Origin of the sequence: Aeromonas popoffii (assembly GCF_037818705.1) — a bacterium.
Taxonomy (GTDB): domain Bacteria; phylum Pseudomonadota; class Gammaproteobacteria; order Enterobacterales; family Aeromonadaceae; genus Aeromonas; species Aeromonas popoffii.
Genome location: NZ_CP149129.1, coordinates 4,717,214 through 4,732,854, shown reverse-complemented (window position 1 = coordinate 4,732,854; position 15,641 = coordinate 4,717,214). Strand labels below are relative to the sequence as shown.

Annotated in this window: 21 protein-coding genes; 14 read left to right on the top strand and 7 right to left on the bottom strand. The window is 61.2% G+C overall.

What is annotated here, in order from left to right; translation table 11 throughout:
* Window positions 1-68 precede the first annotated feature (68 nt).
* The 5 genes from rpmB to WJM78_RS22020 all read left to right on the top strand — a co-directional run bounded on the left by rpmB (window position 69) and on the right by WJM78_RS22020 (window position 2,924).
* On the top strand, window positions 69-305 hold the full coding sequence (gene rpmB / locus WJM78_RS22040; protein ID WP_005321271.1) for a 50S ribosomal protein L28: 237 nt from the start codon (window positions 69-71) through the stop codon (window positions 303-305).
* Between the two features lie 11 nt (window positions 306-316).
* A complete protein-coding gene (rpmG, locus tag WJM78_RS22035; protein ID WP_005307500.1) occupies window positions 317-484 on the top strand; it encodes a 50S ribosomal protein L33 in 168 nt (55 codons plus the stop codon).
* A gap of 90 nt (window positions 485-574) precedes the next feature.
* The gene (locus WJM78_RS22030; protein ID WP_339012145.1) at window positions 575-1,030 is read left to right on the top strand and encodes a hypothetical protein; all 456 of its coding nucleotides are present in this window, start codon (window positions 575-577) and stop codon (window positions 1,028-1,030) included.
* Between the two features lie 24 nt (window positions 1,031-1,054).
* Window positions 1,055-1,867, top strand: a complete 813-nt coding sequence (gene mutM / locus WJM78_RS22025; protein ID WP_042034799.1) for a bifunctional DNA-formamidopyrimidine glycosylase/DNA-(apurinic or apyrimidinic site) lyase — start codon at window positions 1,055-1,057, stop codon at window positions 1,865-1,867.
* A gap of 178 nt (window positions 1,868-2,045) precedes the next feature.
* The gene (locus tag WJM78_RS22020; RefSeq protein WP_339012140.1) at window positions 2,046-2,924 is read left to right on the top strand and encodes a VirK/YbjX family protein; all 879 of its coding nucleotides are present in this window, start codon (window positions 2,046-2,048) and stop codon (window positions 2,922-2,924) included.
* Between the two features lie 80 nt (window positions 2,925-3,004).
* On the opposite strand, the gene coaD is transcribed toward WJM78_RS22020, so the two are convergent.
* Window positions 3,005-3,487 (bottom strand): pantetheine-phosphate adenylyltransferase, encoded by a 483-nt coding sequence (coaD, locus tag WJM78_RS22015; RefSeq protein WP_108537624.1) that lies wholly within the window; start codon window positions 3,485-3,487, stop codon window positions 3,005-3,007.
* A 221-nt stretch (window positions 3,488-3,708) separates the two neighbouring features.
* Between coaD and WJM78_RS22010 the strand changes: the two genes are divergently transcribed.
* On the top strand, window positions 3,709-4,752 hold the full coding sequence (locus tag WJM78_RS22010) for a glycosyltransferase family 9 protein (protein ID WP_339012135.1): 1,044 nt from the start codon (window positions 3,709-3,711) through the stop codon (window positions 4,750-4,752).
* Between the two features lie 62 nt (window positions 4,753-4,814).
* On the opposite strand, the gene WJM78_RS22005 is transcribed toward WJM78_RS22010, so the two are convergent.
* Window positions 4,815-5,603, bottom strand: a complete 789-nt coding sequence (locus tag WJM78_RS22005; RefSeq protein ID WP_042034804.1) for a glycosyltransferase family 2 protein — start codon at window positions 5,601-5,603, stop codon at window positions 4,815-4,817.
* Between the two features lie 241 nt (window positions 5,604-5,844).
* On the opposite strand from WJM78_RS22005, the gene waaF reads away from it, so the two are divergent.
* Window positions 5,845-6,960, top strand: coding sequence for a lipopolysaccharide heptosyltransferase II (gene waaF, locus WJM78_RS22000; RefSeq protein ID WP_339012131.1), 1,116 nt, complete (start codon window positions 5,845-5,847; stop codon window positions 6,958-6,960).
* A gap of 1 nt (window position 6,961) precedes the next feature.
* Window positions 6,962-8,227 (top strand): lipid IV(A) 3-deoxy-D-manno-octulosonic acid transferase, encoded by a 1,266-nt coding sequence (gene waaA, locus WJM78_RS21995; RefSeq protein WP_339012129.1) that lies wholly within the window; start codon window positions 6,962-6,964, stop codon window positions 8,225-8,227.
* A gap of 66 nt (window positions 8,228-8,293) precedes the next feature.
* Here waaA and WJM78_RS21990 read toward each other — a convergent pair whose 3' ends face one another.
* Genes WJM78_RS21990 through WJM78_RS21980 form a run of 3 tightly spaced genes read right to left on the bottom strand, consistent with a single transcriptional unit; the run spans window position 8,294 to window position 10,368 of the window.
* Window positions 8,294-9,550 carry a PTS ascorbate transporter subunit IIC gene (locus WJM78_RS21990; protein WP_042034807.1) on the bottom strand — a complete coding sequence of 419 codons (1,257 nt, stop codon included), beginning with the start codon at window positions 9,548-9,550 and terminating at the stop codon, window positions 8,294-8,296.
* Window positions 9,551-9,602: 52 nt separating this feature from the next.
* A complete protein-coding gene (locus tag WJM78_RS21985) occupies window positions 9,603-9,890 on the bottom strand; it encodes a PTS sugar transporter subunit IIB (protein WP_005321257.1) in 288 nt (95 codons plus the stop codon).
* Between the two features lie 34 nt (window positions 9,891-9,924).
* A complete protein-coding gene (locus WJM78_RS21980) occupies window positions 9,925-10,368 on the bottom strand; it encodes a PTS sugar transporter subunit IIA (RefSeq protein ID WP_042034808.1) in 444 nt (147 codons plus the stop codon).
* Between the two features lie 250 nt (window positions 10,369-10,618).
* Here WJM78_RS21980 and WJM78_RS21975 point away from each other — a divergent pair, with 250 nt between their 5' ends.
* The 4 genes from WJM78_RS21975 (at window position 10,619) to WJM78_RS21960 (ending at window position 13,321) form a co-directional block, all read left to right on the top strand.
* The gene (locus WJM78_RS21975; RefSeq protein ID WP_042034809.1) at window positions 10,619-11,638 is read left to right on the top strand and encodes a LacI family DNA-binding transcriptional regulator; all 1,020 of its coding nucleotides are present in this window, start codon (window positions 10,619-10,621) and stop codon (window positions 11,636-11,638) included.
* A 32-nt stretch (window positions 11,639-11,670) separates the two neighbouring features.
* Window positions 11,671-12,651, top strand: a complete 981-nt coding sequence (locus WJM78_RS21970) for an MDR family oxidoreductase (RefSeq protein ID WP_339012124.1) — start codon at window positions 11,671-11,673, stop codon at window positions 12,649-12,651.
* Window positions 12,652-12,725: 74 nt separating this feature from the next.
* Window positions 12,726-12,851 carry a hypothetical protein gene (locus WJM78_RS21965; protein ID WP_256029019.1) on the top strand — a complete coding sequence of 42 codons (126 nt, stop codon included), beginning with the start codon at window positions 12,726-12,728 and terminating at the stop codon, window positions 12,849-12,851.
* 137 nt (window positions 12,852-12,988) lie between these two features.
* Window positions 12,989-13,321, top strand: coding sequence for a DUF2799 domain-containing protein (locus WJM78_RS21960; RefSeq protein ID WP_042034813.1), 333 nt, complete (start codon window positions 12,989-12,991; stop codon window positions 13,319-13,321).
* A gap of 27 nt (window positions 13,322-13,348) precedes the next feature.
* On the opposite strand, the gene WJM78_RS21955 is transcribed toward WJM78_RS21960, so the two are convergent.
* Complete coding sequence (locus WJM78_RS21955; RefSeq protein WP_108537106.1) at window positions 13,349-13,513, bottom strand: hypothetical protein; 165 nt, start codon at window positions 13,511-13,513, stop codon at window positions 13,349-13,351.
* Between the two features lie 103 nt (window positions 13,514-13,616).
* A complete protein-coding gene (locus WJM78_RS21950; RefSeq protein ID WP_042034815.1) occupies window positions 13,617-14,048 on the bottom strand; it encodes a flagellar basal body-associated protein FliL in 432 nt (143 codons plus the stop codon).
* 145 nt (window positions 14,049-14,193) lie between these two features.
* Between WJM78_RS21950 and WJM78_RS21945 the strand changes: the two genes are divergently transcribed.
* Both WJM78_RS21945 and ubiA read left to right on the top strand, forming a co-directional pair.
* Window positions 14,194-14,730 carry a chorismate--pyruvate lyase family protein gene (locus WJM78_RS21945; protein ID WP_042034816.1) on the top strand — a complete coding sequence of 179 codons (537 nt, stop codon included), beginning with the start codon at window positions 14,194-14,196 and terminating at the stop codon, window positions 14,728-14,730.
* Entirely contained in the window at window positions 14,727-15,596 is an 870-nt protein-coding gene (gene ubiA / locus WJM78_RS21940) for a 4-hydroxybenzoate octaprenyltransferase (RefSeq protein WP_042034817.1), read from the top strand. Before WJM78_RS21945 ends, ubiA begins: the two co-directional genes overlap by 4 nt.
* Window positions 15,597-15,641 lie beyond the last annotated feature (45 nt).

Here is a 15,641-nt window from a genome sequence, read left to right as displayed (position 1 = left end):
CCCCGCAATCGAAGGCCAGCGGGGCAGATATTTGCTCGAGCAATGAAGTAAGATTTGGAGAGACTGACATGTCTAGAGTATGCCAAGTAACCGGCAAGCGCCCGGCAGTTGGTAACAACCGTTCGCACGCTAACAACGCTACCAAGCGTCGTTTCCTGCCGAACCTGCACACTCACCGTTTTTGGGTTGAGGGTGAAAAACGCTTCGTAAGTCTGCGCGTATCCGCAAAAGGCATGCGTATCATCGACAAGCGTGGCGTTGAAGTGGTTCTGGCTGAACTGCGCGCCAGCGGTGTTAAGGTATAAGGAATTAGATCATGGCTAAAGGTATTCGCGAGAAAATTCGTCTGAACTCCAGCGCCGGTACTGGTCACTTCTATACCACTACCAAGAACAAGCGCACCATGCCCGAAAAAATGGAGATCAAAAAGTTTGATCCCGTTGTTCGTCAGCATGTGATCTACAAAGAAGGCAAAATCAAGTAATCTCTTGGTTTTGTCTCAAAAACCCGGCCTTGTGCCGGGTTTTTTTATGGCTGGAATTCAGTACACTGCCGGTTCGAAGGGAGGCTTGCCATGTTCAGATTGAGCCGCAAAGGCTGGAATAACGTGATCATAGTGGCCGTACTGGCGGTGATCACTCTGCTGCACCAGCTGGAGACAGCCCAGCAGGAGAACAGCGCCCAGCGTGCCCGTCCCCTGTTGCCGGATAGCGCCGTTGTGCTCACCTGGCAGGGACCTAGCTGGCAGATCGAGCGCATCGGTCAGGGCTGGCGCAGCGGGCCGGATCTGGGGCTTAGCAGTGCCCAGCTGGCCGCTCACATCGAAGAGTGGCAGGGGTGGCTATTGCCACCGGGTAGTGCAGTGCGGGGTGCGCCGGTCACCCTCAAGATATGGATCGCCGGTCAGAGCGATCCGATAGAAGTGGGGCTCTATCAGGACAGTGGCCAGTTTGCCGCTCTGCTGCCTCCATCGACCTGGCTCAGCCTGAGTCAGGAGCAGTACCGCAGCTTGCTGCGTCCCACCCCCTAATCCATTTTCGAGCGAGAGGACCCTATGCCTGAATTACCGGAAGTCGAAGTCAGCCGCCAGGGCATCTCTCCCTGGCTCACCGGCATCAAGGTCACTCGTGTCGTGGTGCGGGATGGTCGGTTGCGCTGGCCGGTGCCGGGCGAAATCCAGGAGCTGGTGGATCTCACCATCCACAGGGTCGGCCGCCGTGCCAAGTACCTGCTGCTGGAGACCGACTTTGGCACCGCCATCCTGCACCTGGGTATGTCGGGCAGTCTGCGGGTGCTGGATATCGGCACCCCGGCCGAGAAACACGATCACGTGGACATAGAGCTCGCTAACGGCAAGCTGCTGCGGCTCAATGATCCGCGCCGCTTCGGGGCCCTGCTGTGGACCCGTGAACCGGCTGAGGCACACGCCCTGCTGGCCAAGCTGGGGCCGGAACCGCTGACCCAGGCCTTCAGCGCCGACTATCTGCAGGGGCGCGCCAAGGGTCGCAGCACCGCCATCAAGACTTTCCTGATGGATAATCATGTGGTGGTCGGGGTTGGCAACATCTACGCCAACGAGGCGCTCTATGCCGCTGGTATTCATCCCAAGCGGGCGGCGGGCAACATCAGTGCCGAGCGGCTGGCGACTCTGGTGGGCGAGATCAAGCGGGTGCTGGCCGAGGCCATCAAGCAGGGCGGCACCACCCTCAAGGATTTCACCAGCGCTGATGGCAAGCCGGGCTATTTCGTGCAGCAGTTGCAGGTCTATGGGCGGGGTGGTCAGCCCTGTTTTCATTGTCACACTCTGCTCAGTGAAATCCGGCTAGGGCAGAGAACCACGGTGTTTTGCTCCCACTGCCAGCGCTGAATGACCGTTATTTTGGCCTGAAACGGCCAAGTTGTAAGAGAGTATTTCCAGTCTGTTGAAGATATGCGCACCCGTCACTAGTATCTCGACCGTTCAGGCAGTTTGAGAAAATAAAATGACAGCTAAATCAATAGACTGGGATCATTTATCCCGGCATGGGCACTATTGTGCCCAAAAAATGGCCCGCTTCCTCTATCCCGATGACAGTGCCCGCAAGACCTTCAATCGCGCCAAGTTCGTGCTGCGCAGCCTGCTCTATCGGCAGCAGCTGAGCCGGGTATTCGAGCTGTTTCAGGCCGAACCCCTCAAGGCTCTGCCTGCCCACTATCCCGAGCTGCTCGACAAGCCGATGCGGCCCTACCGTTTTGCCAACTCTACTGCGACCGAACGGGCCGAGATGCTGGAAAACCACTACCGGCTGCTGCTGGCCCATTATCCGGCGCTGATCGATCCGCTCTATCTGGGGGAAGGCATAGCGCTTGGTCACTATCCCGAGAGCGAGTGCCGCATCGTGCTGCGCCACGATGGCACCTTCCGGCGCGAGGCCGAGCTGGCGCTCTCCATCGTCGATCGACAGGGCAAGCGCCTCTACACCTGCGCCTTCTCGCTGGCGGGTACCCCCAACAAGCTGGCCCTGATGATCGGTTCTGTGCAGGGGCCCGAGCCCTGCGTCGAGCAGGCGCAGGACAAGGTGCGGGCGCTGACCAAGGAGGGCCAGGGCCTGAGGCCCAAGTCGCTGGTGGTGATGCTGGTAATGCTGCTGGCCGAGGCGATGGGGGCCGAGCATATCTCGGCGGTGCGGATGAAGGCGCACATCTACCAGGCCAGGCGCTACAGCAAGAAGAAGAAAGCCTGTCTGCAGGCCGATTATGACGAGCTTTGGCAGGAGTTTGGCGCCGTGGATCTGGATGACAACTTCGTGCGGTTACAGCCTGCCCAGCGCAAACCGCTGGAGGAGGTCGCTTCCAAGAAGCGGGCCATGTACCGGCGTCGCTACGAGTGGCTCGACACGCTGGCGCTCTCCTGCCAGCAGATGCTGGCTCGCCAGGCAAGCTGATGGTCAATGCCTGCAAAGGCTGGCGGGATGCATGCGCTCCTCATGAAACAGGCTACCTTCGGGCAGCCTGATTTTTTTGATCACTTGCCTTGCTTGGCGGCAATCGCCTTGGCGACGATCGGGTCGACGAACTGGCGGATATCGCCACCATGCAGGGCGACCTCCTTCACCAGGGTCGAGGAGATGAAGGAGTTCTCCTCCGCCGGGGTGAGGAAGACGCTCTCCAGCTCCGGCATCAGGCGGCGGTTCATGTTGGCCAGCTGGAATTCGTACTCGAAGTCGGAGACGGCGCGTAGGCCACGGATCAGCACGTTGGCCTGCTGCTCCCTGGCGAAGTCCACCAGCAGGCCGGAGAAGCCAACCACCTTGACGTTGGGCAGGTGGGCGGTCACTTGCTGGGCAAGCAGGACACGTTCTGCCAGATCGAACAGCGGGCGCTTGCTCGGGCTGTTGGCAACGCCGACCACCACGTCATCAAACAGTTTGGCGGCCCGGCCAATGAGGTCGGTGTGGCCATTGGTGATGGGGTCGAAGGTGCCGGGATAAATTACCTTGTTGGTCATGCTGTTGATTCCTGCAACCTGGAAATTTGGTCGCATTATAGGGTCTGTTGGCGTTTTGTCGCGACCGGATGGGGTAAATGCCGGGGCGAGGCGCTAAGTTTGGTCGTTCAAATCGGTGTCGCCAGGCGTCTTCGCTTGAGAATAGCCCTGCATCAGGCAAGAATACCCGCACCGCGCATCAAGCCTCCTTGCATTGGTGACAGGGAGCAAAGGGATTTTTTATGAAACGTATTCTGGTAGTACGCAACGACAAGATTGGTGACTTCATGCTGGCCTGGCCGAGTTTTGCCATGCTCAAGCGTTCCATGGATTGTCATGTGACTGCCCTGGTTCCCGCCTACACGGCGCCGTTGGCCCGCCTCTGTCCCTGGATCGACGAGATCATTCTGGATCCGGGCTCACGGGCCGACAAGGAACAGCAACGTGCCTTGCAGGCGCGCATCAAGGCGGCCGCCTTTGATGCCTCCATCTGCCTCTTCTCCAACTCCCGTAATGCCATGCTGGTGTGGAAGGCGCACATCCCTTACAGGTTGGCTCCTGCCACCAAGCTGGCCCAGGTGCTCTACAACCAGCGGCTGATCCAGCGTCGCTCCCGCTCCCAGAAACCGGAGTACGAATACAACCTGGATCTGGTGCGCCGCTTCCTCGCCGACCAGCAGGTGAGCGTGGTAGAGCCGCAGGGCCCTTACCTCAGTGTCGATCCCCAGCGCCTGCAGCAGGTGCGCGAGCAGGTCGCCACCCGATTAAAGCTGGATGCCAGCCGCCCCTGGCTGATGGTGCATGCCGGCAGCGGCGGCTCGGCCAACAACCTCTCCATCGAGCAGTACGCCCGCCTCATCATCAAGCTCAATCAGTCCTGCCCCGAGTTGCAGTGCATACTGACTGCGGGGCCGGGGGAGGAGAGGGTCGCCGAACAGCTGGCCGCCGAGCTGCTGGCCCACGGCGGCAACGGCTGGATCTACCGCTCTGACGAGGGGCTGCCCACGTTCTGCCAGGTGATGGCCAATGCCGCCCTGTTCGTGGCGGGCAGCACGGGGCCGCTGCACATAGCGGCGGCGCTGGATGTGCCCACTGTAGGGTTCTTCCCGGCGCACCGCTCGGCCACCCCGCTGCGCTGGCGCCCGCTCAACAGTGAGGGGCGCCACCTGGCGTTCAGCCCGCCGGAAGACAGCGATCATCCGCAAGACATGAGCCAACTCGATCCCAAGACAATGGCGACGGCGATCGCTCGCTGGGCACCGCCCTTCTGGCGGACAGAGCGCTGACAGATGCAGACAGGGCCCCGAGGGGCCCTGTCTGCTCATGGGGGTTGGCTCGACAGTCGGGATTATCGGGGGGGCTGATCCGGCGCCTGCGGCTGCTGGCGGATCCAGAGGTCGGCGTACTTCACGAAGGTGGAGTGGGCCGACAGTATGGCCAGCAAGAGTCCCTGCTTGCCATCGAGGAAGCCTGCTTTGAGCAGGTACATCTTGAGGAAGCAGCCCAGCGCATGCACCAGTCCCTGGCTGAGGGAGCCCTTCTTGCCACGGGCGGTGCGTTGATCGGCCCAGGCTCTGGCATAGCTGGCGGACTTCACCAGATAGTGCTCCAGATCCCGATAGGTGAAGTGGAGCAGGTCACCATGGAGATTGACGATCTTCATGTTGGCACGCACCTCCACCTTTTCGTGCACCAGCACCTCGTTGTAGCTGGTCAGTGTCTTGGGGTAGAGGCGCAGCACCCGATCCGGATACCAGCCGCTGTGGCGGATGAAACGGCCAAACACCCAGGAGAGGCGGGGGATCGAGTAGATGGTATCGCTGGCCGGGTTGGCCATGACGGTGGCGATGGCCGCTTTCAGCTCAGGGGTGAGCCGCTCGTCGGCATCCAGCCACAGCACCCACTCTGACTGGACATGGGATTGGGCGAGCCGGCGCTGGCGACCGAAGCCCGGCCATACCGGGTTGACGAAGAAGCGGGCGCCAAATTCGGCGGCGATGGCAGGGGTTTCGTCCTGACTGCCTGAGTCCATGATGACGATCTCGTCCACCAGGCCATCGAGGGAGGCGAGGCAGGCTCTCAGGTTTTCGGCTTCATTCTTGACGATCAGGACGGCCGCCAGGGTCGGTTTTTTCACGGATTAAGGACTCTTGTTGGCGCCCGGTGGGCGGGCCATGCTCGAATTGGCGCCCATTCTAGCCTAAAACGGCAGGCGGAGCATGGTTCCGGCACCCGCTGTGTGTAGGCTTCAAACAGACTCTTTTTTGGCGTGAGCGCGTGTGATACGGGGATCTTCTGTTATTTCTCGGGCCATTCTTCGGGCATAATCTCGGCCAGTAATGATTAACCGCAGGGCTTGGCCCCAAGAGACGCGTGAGATGAAGATATTGGTGATCGGCCCCTCCTGGGTCGGCGACATGGTGATGTCCCAGAGCCTCTACAAGGCGATCAAGGCCAATCACCCTGACAGCGAGTTGCATGTGATGGCGCCCGCCTGGTGCGTCACCCTGCTGGAGCGGATGCCGGAGGTGGACAAGGCGATCACCATGCCCCTTGGCCACGGTGACTTCAAGCTGGTGGCACGCCGTCGCCTCGGCAAGCAGCTGGCGGCCGAGAAGTATGATCAGGCCATCATCCAGCCTAACTCCATGAAGTCGGCGCTGATCCCCTGGTTCGCCAGGATCCCGGTACGCACCGGCTGGAAAGGGGAGCACCGCTTCGGCCTGCTCAACGACCTGCGCAGCAACAAGTCAGCCTTCCCACTGATGGTGGAAGCCTATCTGGCGCTGGCCTATCCCAAGGCGCAGATGAAGAGCCGGGCTGATATTCCCGCCATTCCCCGCCCCTCGCTCAATGTTGACCTCATCAATCAGGGCAAGGCGCTGGACCGGCTCGGTCTGGATCGCGCCCGTCCCGTGCTGGTGCTCTGCCCCGGGGCCGAGTTCGGTCCGGCCAAGCGCTGGCCGGAAGGGCACTACGCCGTGGTAGCGCAGAAGCACCTGGATGAGGGCTGGCAGGTGTGGATCTTCGGCTCCGGCAAGGATGTGCCCGTAGCCAACACCATTCGCGACCGGATCAATCCCTTGTCGCGCCCCAACTGCCACGTGCTGGCGGGCAAGACCAGCCTGTATGAGGCGATCGACCTGATGGCGCTGGCCAGCCGGGTCATCGCCAACGACTCAGGCCTGATGCACATCGCCGCCGCCCTCAACCGGCCGCTGATCGGGGTTTATGGCTCCACTTCGCCGCTCTACACGCCGCCGTTGGCCGACAGGGTCGAGATAGTCCACACCGACATAGCGTGTCGCCCCTGCTTCAAGCGCACCTGCAAGTTCGGCCACCTCAAGTGCCTGATCGAGCTGATGCCGGAACAGGTGATAAAGGCGGGCAGGCGGCTGGAGTGCGGTGAGTCGCCGGCTCAACCAATAGTGTTGCAAGTGGGCGAGCCACCGCACTTCGTTTCCGACCCGGGCAAGCGCTCGGAGCCGCAATAGCATGCTCTCTCGGCTGCTCTACAACCTATTGATCCACTTGGGGTTACCGCTGGTGCTACTGGCGCTCTACAAGCCGAAGAAGGGCAAGCCCGGCTTCGGTGTGCGCTGGGCCGAGCATCTGGGACGGACGCCCGCCACCGGACAGGATGCGCCGCTCTGGATCCATGCGGTGAGCGTGGGGGAGACGCTGGCCATCACGCCGCTCATTCGTGCCCTCAAGGCCGAGCGGCCGGACTTGCCTATCCTGCTCACCACGACCACCCGCACCGGCGCCGAACAGGCGGCCAGACTCGGCGATTTGGTGGTGCATCGCTACGCGCCGCTCGACTACCCCTGGGCGGTGGCCGCCTTCCTCAAGCGCATAAAGCCGCGCGCCCTTTGGGTGATGGAGACAGAGCTCTGGCCGAACTGGCTGGTGGCCTGTGAGACGCGCCACCTGCCGGTGACTATCATCAATGCCCGTCTCTCTGAGCGCTCTTGCCGGCGTTATGCCCGCTTCCAGGGAGCGTTCGACGCCCTCAGCCGGCCGCTGACCCATCTGCTTTGCCAGCATCAGGATGACGCCGACCGTTTCGCCCGTCTTGGCATCGACCGCGCACGACTGGCGGTGACCGGTTCCATCAAGTTCGACCTCCAGCTGGGGGACGAGGTGCAGGCCAGAGGCCGAGCCCTGCGCCAGCGCCTGGGACAGGAGAGGCCGGTCTGGATCGCCGCCAGCACCCATCAGGGGGAGGACGAGCAGGTGCTGGTGGCGTTTGACGGGGTGCTGCAACACCATCCGCAGGCTTTGCTGATCCTGGTGCCGCGCCATCCGGAGCGTTTCGATCGGGTGGCCGAATTGTGCGCGCCTTACGGCTGCGTGCGCCGTACTGGCGATGCCCCGATCCGCGAGACGGACAAGGTCTATCTCGGCGATACCATGGGCGAGTTGCCGCTGATGCTGGCGGCGGCCGATGTGGCGTTTGTCGGCGGCAGTCTGGTGAAGGTGGGTGGCCACAACCTGCTGGAGCCGGCGGCGCTGGGCAAGCCTTGTCTGATCGGTCCCGCCTACTTCAACTTCAGTGACATCACCCGCCAGCTGGTGGCTCAGGGTGGTGCCGCCCTGGTAGACGATGCTGCCGCGTTGGGGGAGAAGGTGAGCGCGCTGCTGGCCGATGGAAGCGAGCGTCGTCAGATGGGCGAACAGGCCCACGCCGTGGTGCTGCGCAATCAGGGGGCGCTGGCCCGCACACTCTCTCACTGCCTTGCCAGCCTGGAAAACGACTGAATCCGGGCGGATGGGCACGAAAAAACGGAGCGCGATGCGCTCCGTTTTTTTTGACGATGGCCGGGATTAGCGAACGATCAGCCCAAGCAGTATGCCTACCACGCCGAAGTCGGCATCGCTGAAGGTGGTGTTGGCAAAACCGAGATCGCCCAACACCGGCAGCAGGAACACCGGCAAGAAGGTGATCAGCAGGCCGTTGGCGAAAGCGCCAAGCAGGGCACCGCGACGGCCACCGGTAGCGTTGCCGAACACCCCGGCCGCCGCGCCGACGAAGAAGTGTGGCACTACGCCCGGGATGATGACAGTCAGTCCCAGCAGATAGAGCAGCACCATGCCTGCCAGACCGGCGGTGAAGCTAGACAGGAAGCCGATCAGCACCGCATTGGGGGCGTAGGGGAAGACGATGGGGCAGTCGAGCGCCGGTTTGGCGTTCGGTACCAGTTTGTCGGAGATCCCCTTGAAGGCCGGCACTATCTCGGCGATCACCATCCGCACCCCTTGCAGGATGACGTAGACGCCAGCTGCGAAGGTGATGGACTGCATCAGGGAGAACATGAACCAGTGCTTGCCTTTGGCGACGCTGGTGACGAACTCGGGGCCGGCGAAGGCGGAGGTGATGAGGAAGATGATGCCCATGGTGAAGGAGATGGCCACCGGGGTATCGCGCAGGAACAGCAGGCTTTTGGGCACCTGCACCTCTTCACTGCTGTGGGCCTTGTTACCGAATTTGGCACCGATCCAGCCGGCCAGTACGTAGGAGATGGTGGAGAAGTGGCCCAGGGCCACCTCGTCGGAGCCGGTGATCTGCTTCATGTAAGGGTGGGCGAGGGCTGGGAACAGCACCATGGTCACGCCGACCACCAGGCTGCCGACCGCGATCAGCGGTATGCCGCTCATGCCACCGGCGGAGAGGATAGCCGCCACCATCATGGACATGAAGAGGGTGTGGTGACCGGTCAGGAAGATGAATTTCCACGGGGTGAGGCGGGCGATCAGTATGTTCACCAGCATGGCGAAGAACATGATCATCGCCATCTCCTTGCCGAACGACTGCTGGGCGATGGAGACGATGGCTTCATTGTTGGGAACCACCCCCTTGATACCGAAGGCGTGCTGGAAGATGACAGCGAAGTCACCCAGCGAGTTCACCACCAGGGTGGCACCAGCCCCCAGAATGACGAAACCCATGATGGTTTTGACCGTGCCTTTGATGCACTCGGTCACGGGTTTTTTCTGGGCTATCAGGCCGATGAGCGCGATCAGGCCGACCAGCACGGCGGGCTCCGACAGCACGTCAAACATCAGAAAATTGAAAAATTCCATGGTCAGCTCCAATCAGATGGAAGAGGCGGCCCGCAGGCCGCATGGTGGATCCTTAGAGTGCGCCCAGTTCGCGCAGGGCGATGGAGAGCTTCTCTTTCATGGCGGCCTTGTCGACCATGTTGTCCAGGGACACCAGCCGGCCGTTGACCCCCATGCTGATGAGCTGCTCGGCGATGTCGCGGGTGGCCACGAACATCTCGGCGGTTTCACTGCCGGCAGAGGCGAGATCCCTGTGATCCACCTCGGCCGTCACGGCCAGCTCCTTGAGGATGCTCTTGATGCTCATCTCCATCATCAGGCTGGTGCCCAGGCCGTGTCCGCATACAACCAGAATTTTCATCGTCTCTTCCTTTGTCAGGGCGCCTTGGCGCAGCTCAGTAACGCGCCAGGATGCGCAAAATGTCATCTTTGGTGTCGGCCGCTATGATGGCCGCCACGTCCTCTTCATTCATGAACAGCTCGGCCAGCTGGGCAATGGTCTCCACGTGAGAGTTGCTGTCGCTGGCGGCCAGGGTGATCAGCAGCTGGATCGGGTCATTGCCCTCAGATCCGAAATTGACCCCGGTTTTCAGCACTGTCAGCCCCAGACCCAACCGGTTGACCCCATCCTCGGGGCGAGCGTGCGGCATCGCCAGGCCCGGGCCCAGTACGTAGTAAGGGCCGAGCTCCTCGTGGGAGCGAAACAGCGCCGCCACGTAGGAGGGCTCTATGGTGCCGTTGGCCAGCAGGGGGCCGGTAGCGAGCTCGATGGCATGACGCCAGTCGCGGGCACCCGCTTCGATGGAAATGACCTCTTCGGTCAGCAATTGGGTCAGCATGGCAATGTCCGGCTGGATAAGATGGCGCCAATCTAGCGATCTTGCTGCGTGGAAACTGTGAGGATGATCGCGAAAGTTAGCGCTATCAGGTAGCGCTAACATGAAACTGTGATAGCGCTATCATTTCATCCATTAACGGGAGTCATCTTGCCCCCGTGATCCGGGAAAGAGGGTAGAATCGGCCCTGAGCAAATAGTCTGTGTCGCACTTTTGTCTTAAAGTGGGCTGCCGCAAGTCGAGGATGGGATGGATGTTAGAAGCAAAGAAGCGCCGTAGCACGGGTCGGGTGACCCTCAACGATGTGGCTCAGCTGGCCGGAGTGGGTGCCATGACGGTCTCCCGAGCGCTGCGCACTCCCGAGCTGGTGTCAGACAAGATGCGCGAGCGCATCGACGCCGCGGTGGAAGAGCTCGGCTATATCCCCAATCGGGCGGCCGGGGCGCTGGCCTCGGGTACCTCCCATGTCATTCTGGTGATAGTGCCAAGCCTGCTGGATCGCGCCAGTGCCGAACTGATGGCCGGATTGCAGCCTGGGTTGATGAAGGTCGGTTATCAGCTGGTGCTGGGAGATGCCCAACACCTGCGCCAGCAGAGCGAACAGCTGGAGCATCTGCTGCAGTACAACCCGGCTGCTGTGATCGTGTTGGGTTGCCTTGAGTCACCAGATGACAAAGCGCTGTTGCGGCAGAGCCGCTTGCCGGTAGTCGAGGTGGGAGCACTGGTGCCACATCCCATGGATATCTGTGTTGGCGGCTCCAATCAGGAGGCTGGCTATCGGTTGACTCGTCATATGATCGAGCGAGGCTACCGCAATATCGGTTTTCTCTGTGCCCGCCAGGAGCAGTGGATGCTGCAGCAGCGGATGCGCGGCTGGCAACAGGCGATGCTGGAGAGCTATCTCTCGCCAGATATGGTGATCAATACCTCGGAGGCTCCCAGTTTCAGCACGGGGGCGGCCATGCTGGGTGAGTTTCTGTTGCGCTGGCCAGAGCTGGACGCGCTGATCTGCGTCAACGACGAGCTGGCGGCTGGCGTGCTTTTCGAGTGTCAGCGGCGACACCTGAGCGTGCCCGGCAAACTGGCTATTGCCGGTTTCGATGACTCTGATGTCGCCAAGGCCTGTTATCCTGCTCTGACATCGGTACATATTCCCTATCGCAAAATGGGCAGCATGGCTGCCGAGCTGATCCTGCGCAAGCTGGCTGGCGAGGCGCTGCAAGAGTGCACCCAGCCCCTCGAGTTTGAATTGCAAAAGCGCCAAAGCAGCTGATCGCCGTTTCACACGTCATCAAAGAGGCAACCATGTTCAAGGCTCTGTTACTGGAAAATCAAGACGGCAAGACTGTACCGACTCTGACCCGGCTGGCAGAGAGCCAGCTGCCGGAAGGTGAAGTGCGGGTGGCGGTCGCTTACAGCTCCATCAACTACAAGGACGGACTGGCCATCACCGGCAAGGGCAAGATAGTGCGCCAGTGGCCGCTGGTGCCCGGCATCGACTTCGCCGGTACCGTGCTCGAATCTGCCGACAGCCGTTACCAGCCTGGCGACAAGGTAGTGCTGACCGGCTGGGGCGTGGGTGAAGGCCATTGGGGTGGCATGGCCGAACAGGCGCGCGTCAAGGGTGACTGGCTGGTGCCGTTGCCCGCCGGGCTGGATGAGCGGCAGGCCATGTGTATCGGCACCGCCGGTCTCACCGCCATGCTCTGCGTGCTGGCGTTGGAAGAGGCGGGCATTACCCCCGCCAGCGGCGAGGTGCTGGTCACCGGCGCGGCGGGTGGGGTGGGTTCCACCTCGGTCGCCCTGCTGGCAGCGCTCGGCTATCAGGTGGCAGCGCTGACCGGCCGTCCCGAGGAGCAGGGCGCCATGCTGACTGCGCTGGGCGCCAGCCGCATCGTGCCACGCAGTGAACTGCTGGTACCCGCCAAGCCGCTGGAGAAACAGCTGTGGGCCGGGGCGGTCGACACCGTTGGCAGTCAGGTGCTGGCCAAGTTGCTGGCCCAGATGAACTACGGTGGCGCCGTGGCAGCCTGCGGGCTGGCGGGCGGCTTTGATCTGCCGACCAGCGTCATGCCTTTCATACTGCGCAACGTGCGATTGCTGGGGGTTGATTCGGTGATGTGCCCGCTGGCGCGTCGTCAGCAGGCGTGGCAGCGACTGGCGCAGGATCTGCCCGACAGCTTCTTCGCACAGGCGGTAACCGAGATCGGGCTGGAGCAGGTGGTTGAGGCCGCCGAGGCTATTACGCTGGGCCAGATTGCCGGACGGACACTGGTCAAACTTTGATCTCTCGCTGACTGGCGAGCCCGACATTTCCGGATAAAATTGGAGTGCGGGTGAACTATCCAAGGAGAGTGAAGATGGGTGGACACAAGCCGGATTACGACTCCTCTGATGACGAGTGGGATCCGGAATCCTGGGAAGAAGAGCTGGATCAATGGGAAGATGAAAGCTGGCAGGATGATGACACTTTCGATGACCAGTGAACGACAGCATTGAATGAACAGGCGGGCTTTGGGCCCGCCTGATTTTTTTGCCGCACTCACAAGGTTGGGTGTTTGCCCTTGGTCAGTGTCGGGCCACTGGGTAGAATGAATTGCGCAAACGACACTCAAGGATGACTATGCGACTCACCATCATATTGTTTGCTGCCCTGCTGGGTGGCTGTGTCTCCAACGATGATCCCTGCGAGAAGGTGTGGATCGAGGTGGGGGAGGCTGATGGCAAGCTGGGCTTTACCACTGAACGGGTCGAGTTTCATCAGGGGCAGTGTGGCAAGAAGGTGGATGTCGAACTGTGGAAACAGGGGCATCAGAAAGGACTGGCGTGGTATTGCCGGCCTGAGCATCTCTATCTGGCTGGCCGCTCCGGCAGCGAATATCGTGGCGTTTGCCCCAATGACGGACAGGCGCGCAGATTGTTCGAACAAGGGCGTCAGGGCTGGATCGATCAATAGCCTGTCACGGGGTGGGGATGACCCGTCTTACTCTTCTTTCAACCGCAGCGGCTGACACAGATAGCTTTTGTCATTGGCGCTGCGAGCACACTTGCCACAGACAAACTTGGGTTTGCGCACGATTTTGCGCAGGGTTTTGAGATCGCTCGGGATCTCGCTGCGACGCCATTCACACAGGGTCTTGTTGCCCATACCGACTACCTCGACAACTCAGTGGGGCCTAGTGTAATCAATTTTCATTTCGAACACAGCAATACGGCCACCCCGGGGTGGCCGTATTGTTTGACTATGTCGATTACTGGTAGAGGAACTTGGTGAAGATGAGCTCGCGTACCGCCTTCTTGCCGGTCTCTTTCACCAGCAGCTCGTTGACCTGGGTCAGGCACTCCTTGCGCAGCTCCTCGCGGTTCACCAGGGACTTGATCTGATCGGCGGTCTTGCTGCCCATCAGGCGTATGATGGCGTCGCGGATCAGGGGGTCGTGCTGCTCCAGCAGCTTGAGATCGGCCTCGTTCTCAGCCATCAGCTCCACAGTGACCCGGATATAGCCGAGGGTTTTGCCATTGCTCAGATAGTTGGTGATGATGTCGGGATCGAGGGCATGGTAGGAAAAACCGGGCTTGGCGGCGTCGGCCCCTTCGGCGGGGGGGGCCTTCTCTGACGAGGCCTGCGCCTGCAGGGCGCCACAGCTCAGTAATAACACCAGCAGAATTTTGAAGATCTTCATATCGATGGCTCATCAGCGGCAGATACCCCATTTTTGATGTTGCCATCGGGGCCGTCAAGCACGGATGTTCTTACAATTCTCGATTGATTTACGGATAATAAACCGGATTTTAACCTGATAACGGAAATCTCCGGATGGTGAAGCTGTGAAGTCCGAGTTGACTGTTCCCCTCGTCCAGCTCGTCCCGTGGCGGGCTCCCGCAGAGTGCGAGCCGCCAGAGGCACTGCGGCCCTGGTTGCTGGAGGCCGACTCCATGACCCGGCGCCTGCGTCGCCACAATCGCCACTTCTCGGTGCAACTGCTCGGTAACCGCAGCGTTTCGCTTGGCGCCGATGAGCAGCTGCTGGTGGCCGCCGAGCACCCCCAGGGCCTGTGTCGCGAGGTGATACTGCACGGCGATGGGGGGCCGGCTGTGCTGGGCTGGACCCTGTTTGCCGAAGCGGCTCTGCAAGAGAGCGGGCTACGCGAGCTGGGTGAACAGCCCCTGGGCGAGCGTATCTTCGGTGACGAGCCCGCTCGGCGTGATCACCTGCAACTGGCCTGTTTCGAGATTGCGAGCAATCCCTGGTGTCCGGCCGCCACCGTCTGGGGACGTCGTTCCCGTCTGTTTCTGGGGCAATGGCCATTGCTGGTCCATGAACTTTTCTTGCCCTCGCTGTCATCGAATAAGGAGCTGGAGTGAATTTGTTAACCAAGGAGCGGGGACTGGCCTATATACAGTTGGCCCGCATCGACAAGCCCATCGGCACTCTGCTGCTGCTGTGGCCGACCCTGTGGGCGCTCTGGCTGGCGGCCGATGGCCTGCCGGATCTCTGGACCCTGCTGGTGTTCGTGGTGGGGGTATTTCTGATGCGCTCTGCCGGTTGTGTCATCAACGACTACGCGGATCGCAACTTCGATGGCCATGTGAAGCGCACCGCCGGTCGGCCCTTGCCCACGGGCAAGGTCAAGCCGCGGGAGGTGCTGGCGCTGTTTGCCGTGCTGGCGCTTATCTCGTTCGCGCTGGTGCTGACCATGAACCCGCTCACCATAGGCCTGTCGTTCGCGGCCCTGCTGCTGGCGGTCTGCTACCCCTTCATGAAGCGCTACATTCCGATCCCGCAGCTGGTGCTCGGCATGGCCTTCTCCTGGTCCATTCCCATGGCCTATGCGGCCCAGGCCAACGCCTTGCCACTGGTGGTCTGGTTGGTATTTCTCGCCAACCTGCTGTGGACCATCGCCTACGACACCCAGTACGCCATGGTGGACAGGGATGATGACCTCAAGCTCGGCTTGAAATCGAGCGCGATTCTGTTTGGCCGCCACGACAAGCGGATTATCGGCGTGCTGCAGCTGGCCACCTTGTTGATCCTGCTGGCAGTGGGCCAGTTGACCGGGCTTGGGGCTTGGTATTACTGGGGGCTGTTGGGGGCTGCGGCCCTGTTTGTCTACCAGCAGCGGCTGATCCGGGAGCGGCAGCGGGAGGCCTGCTTCCAGGCCTTCCTCAACAATAACTATGTGGGGGCGCTGGTATTCATCGGTCTGGTGCTCAACTACCTGTTGCCGTGACGCATGTCAGGATAAAAAGAAGGCCGCATCATGCGGCCTTCTTTG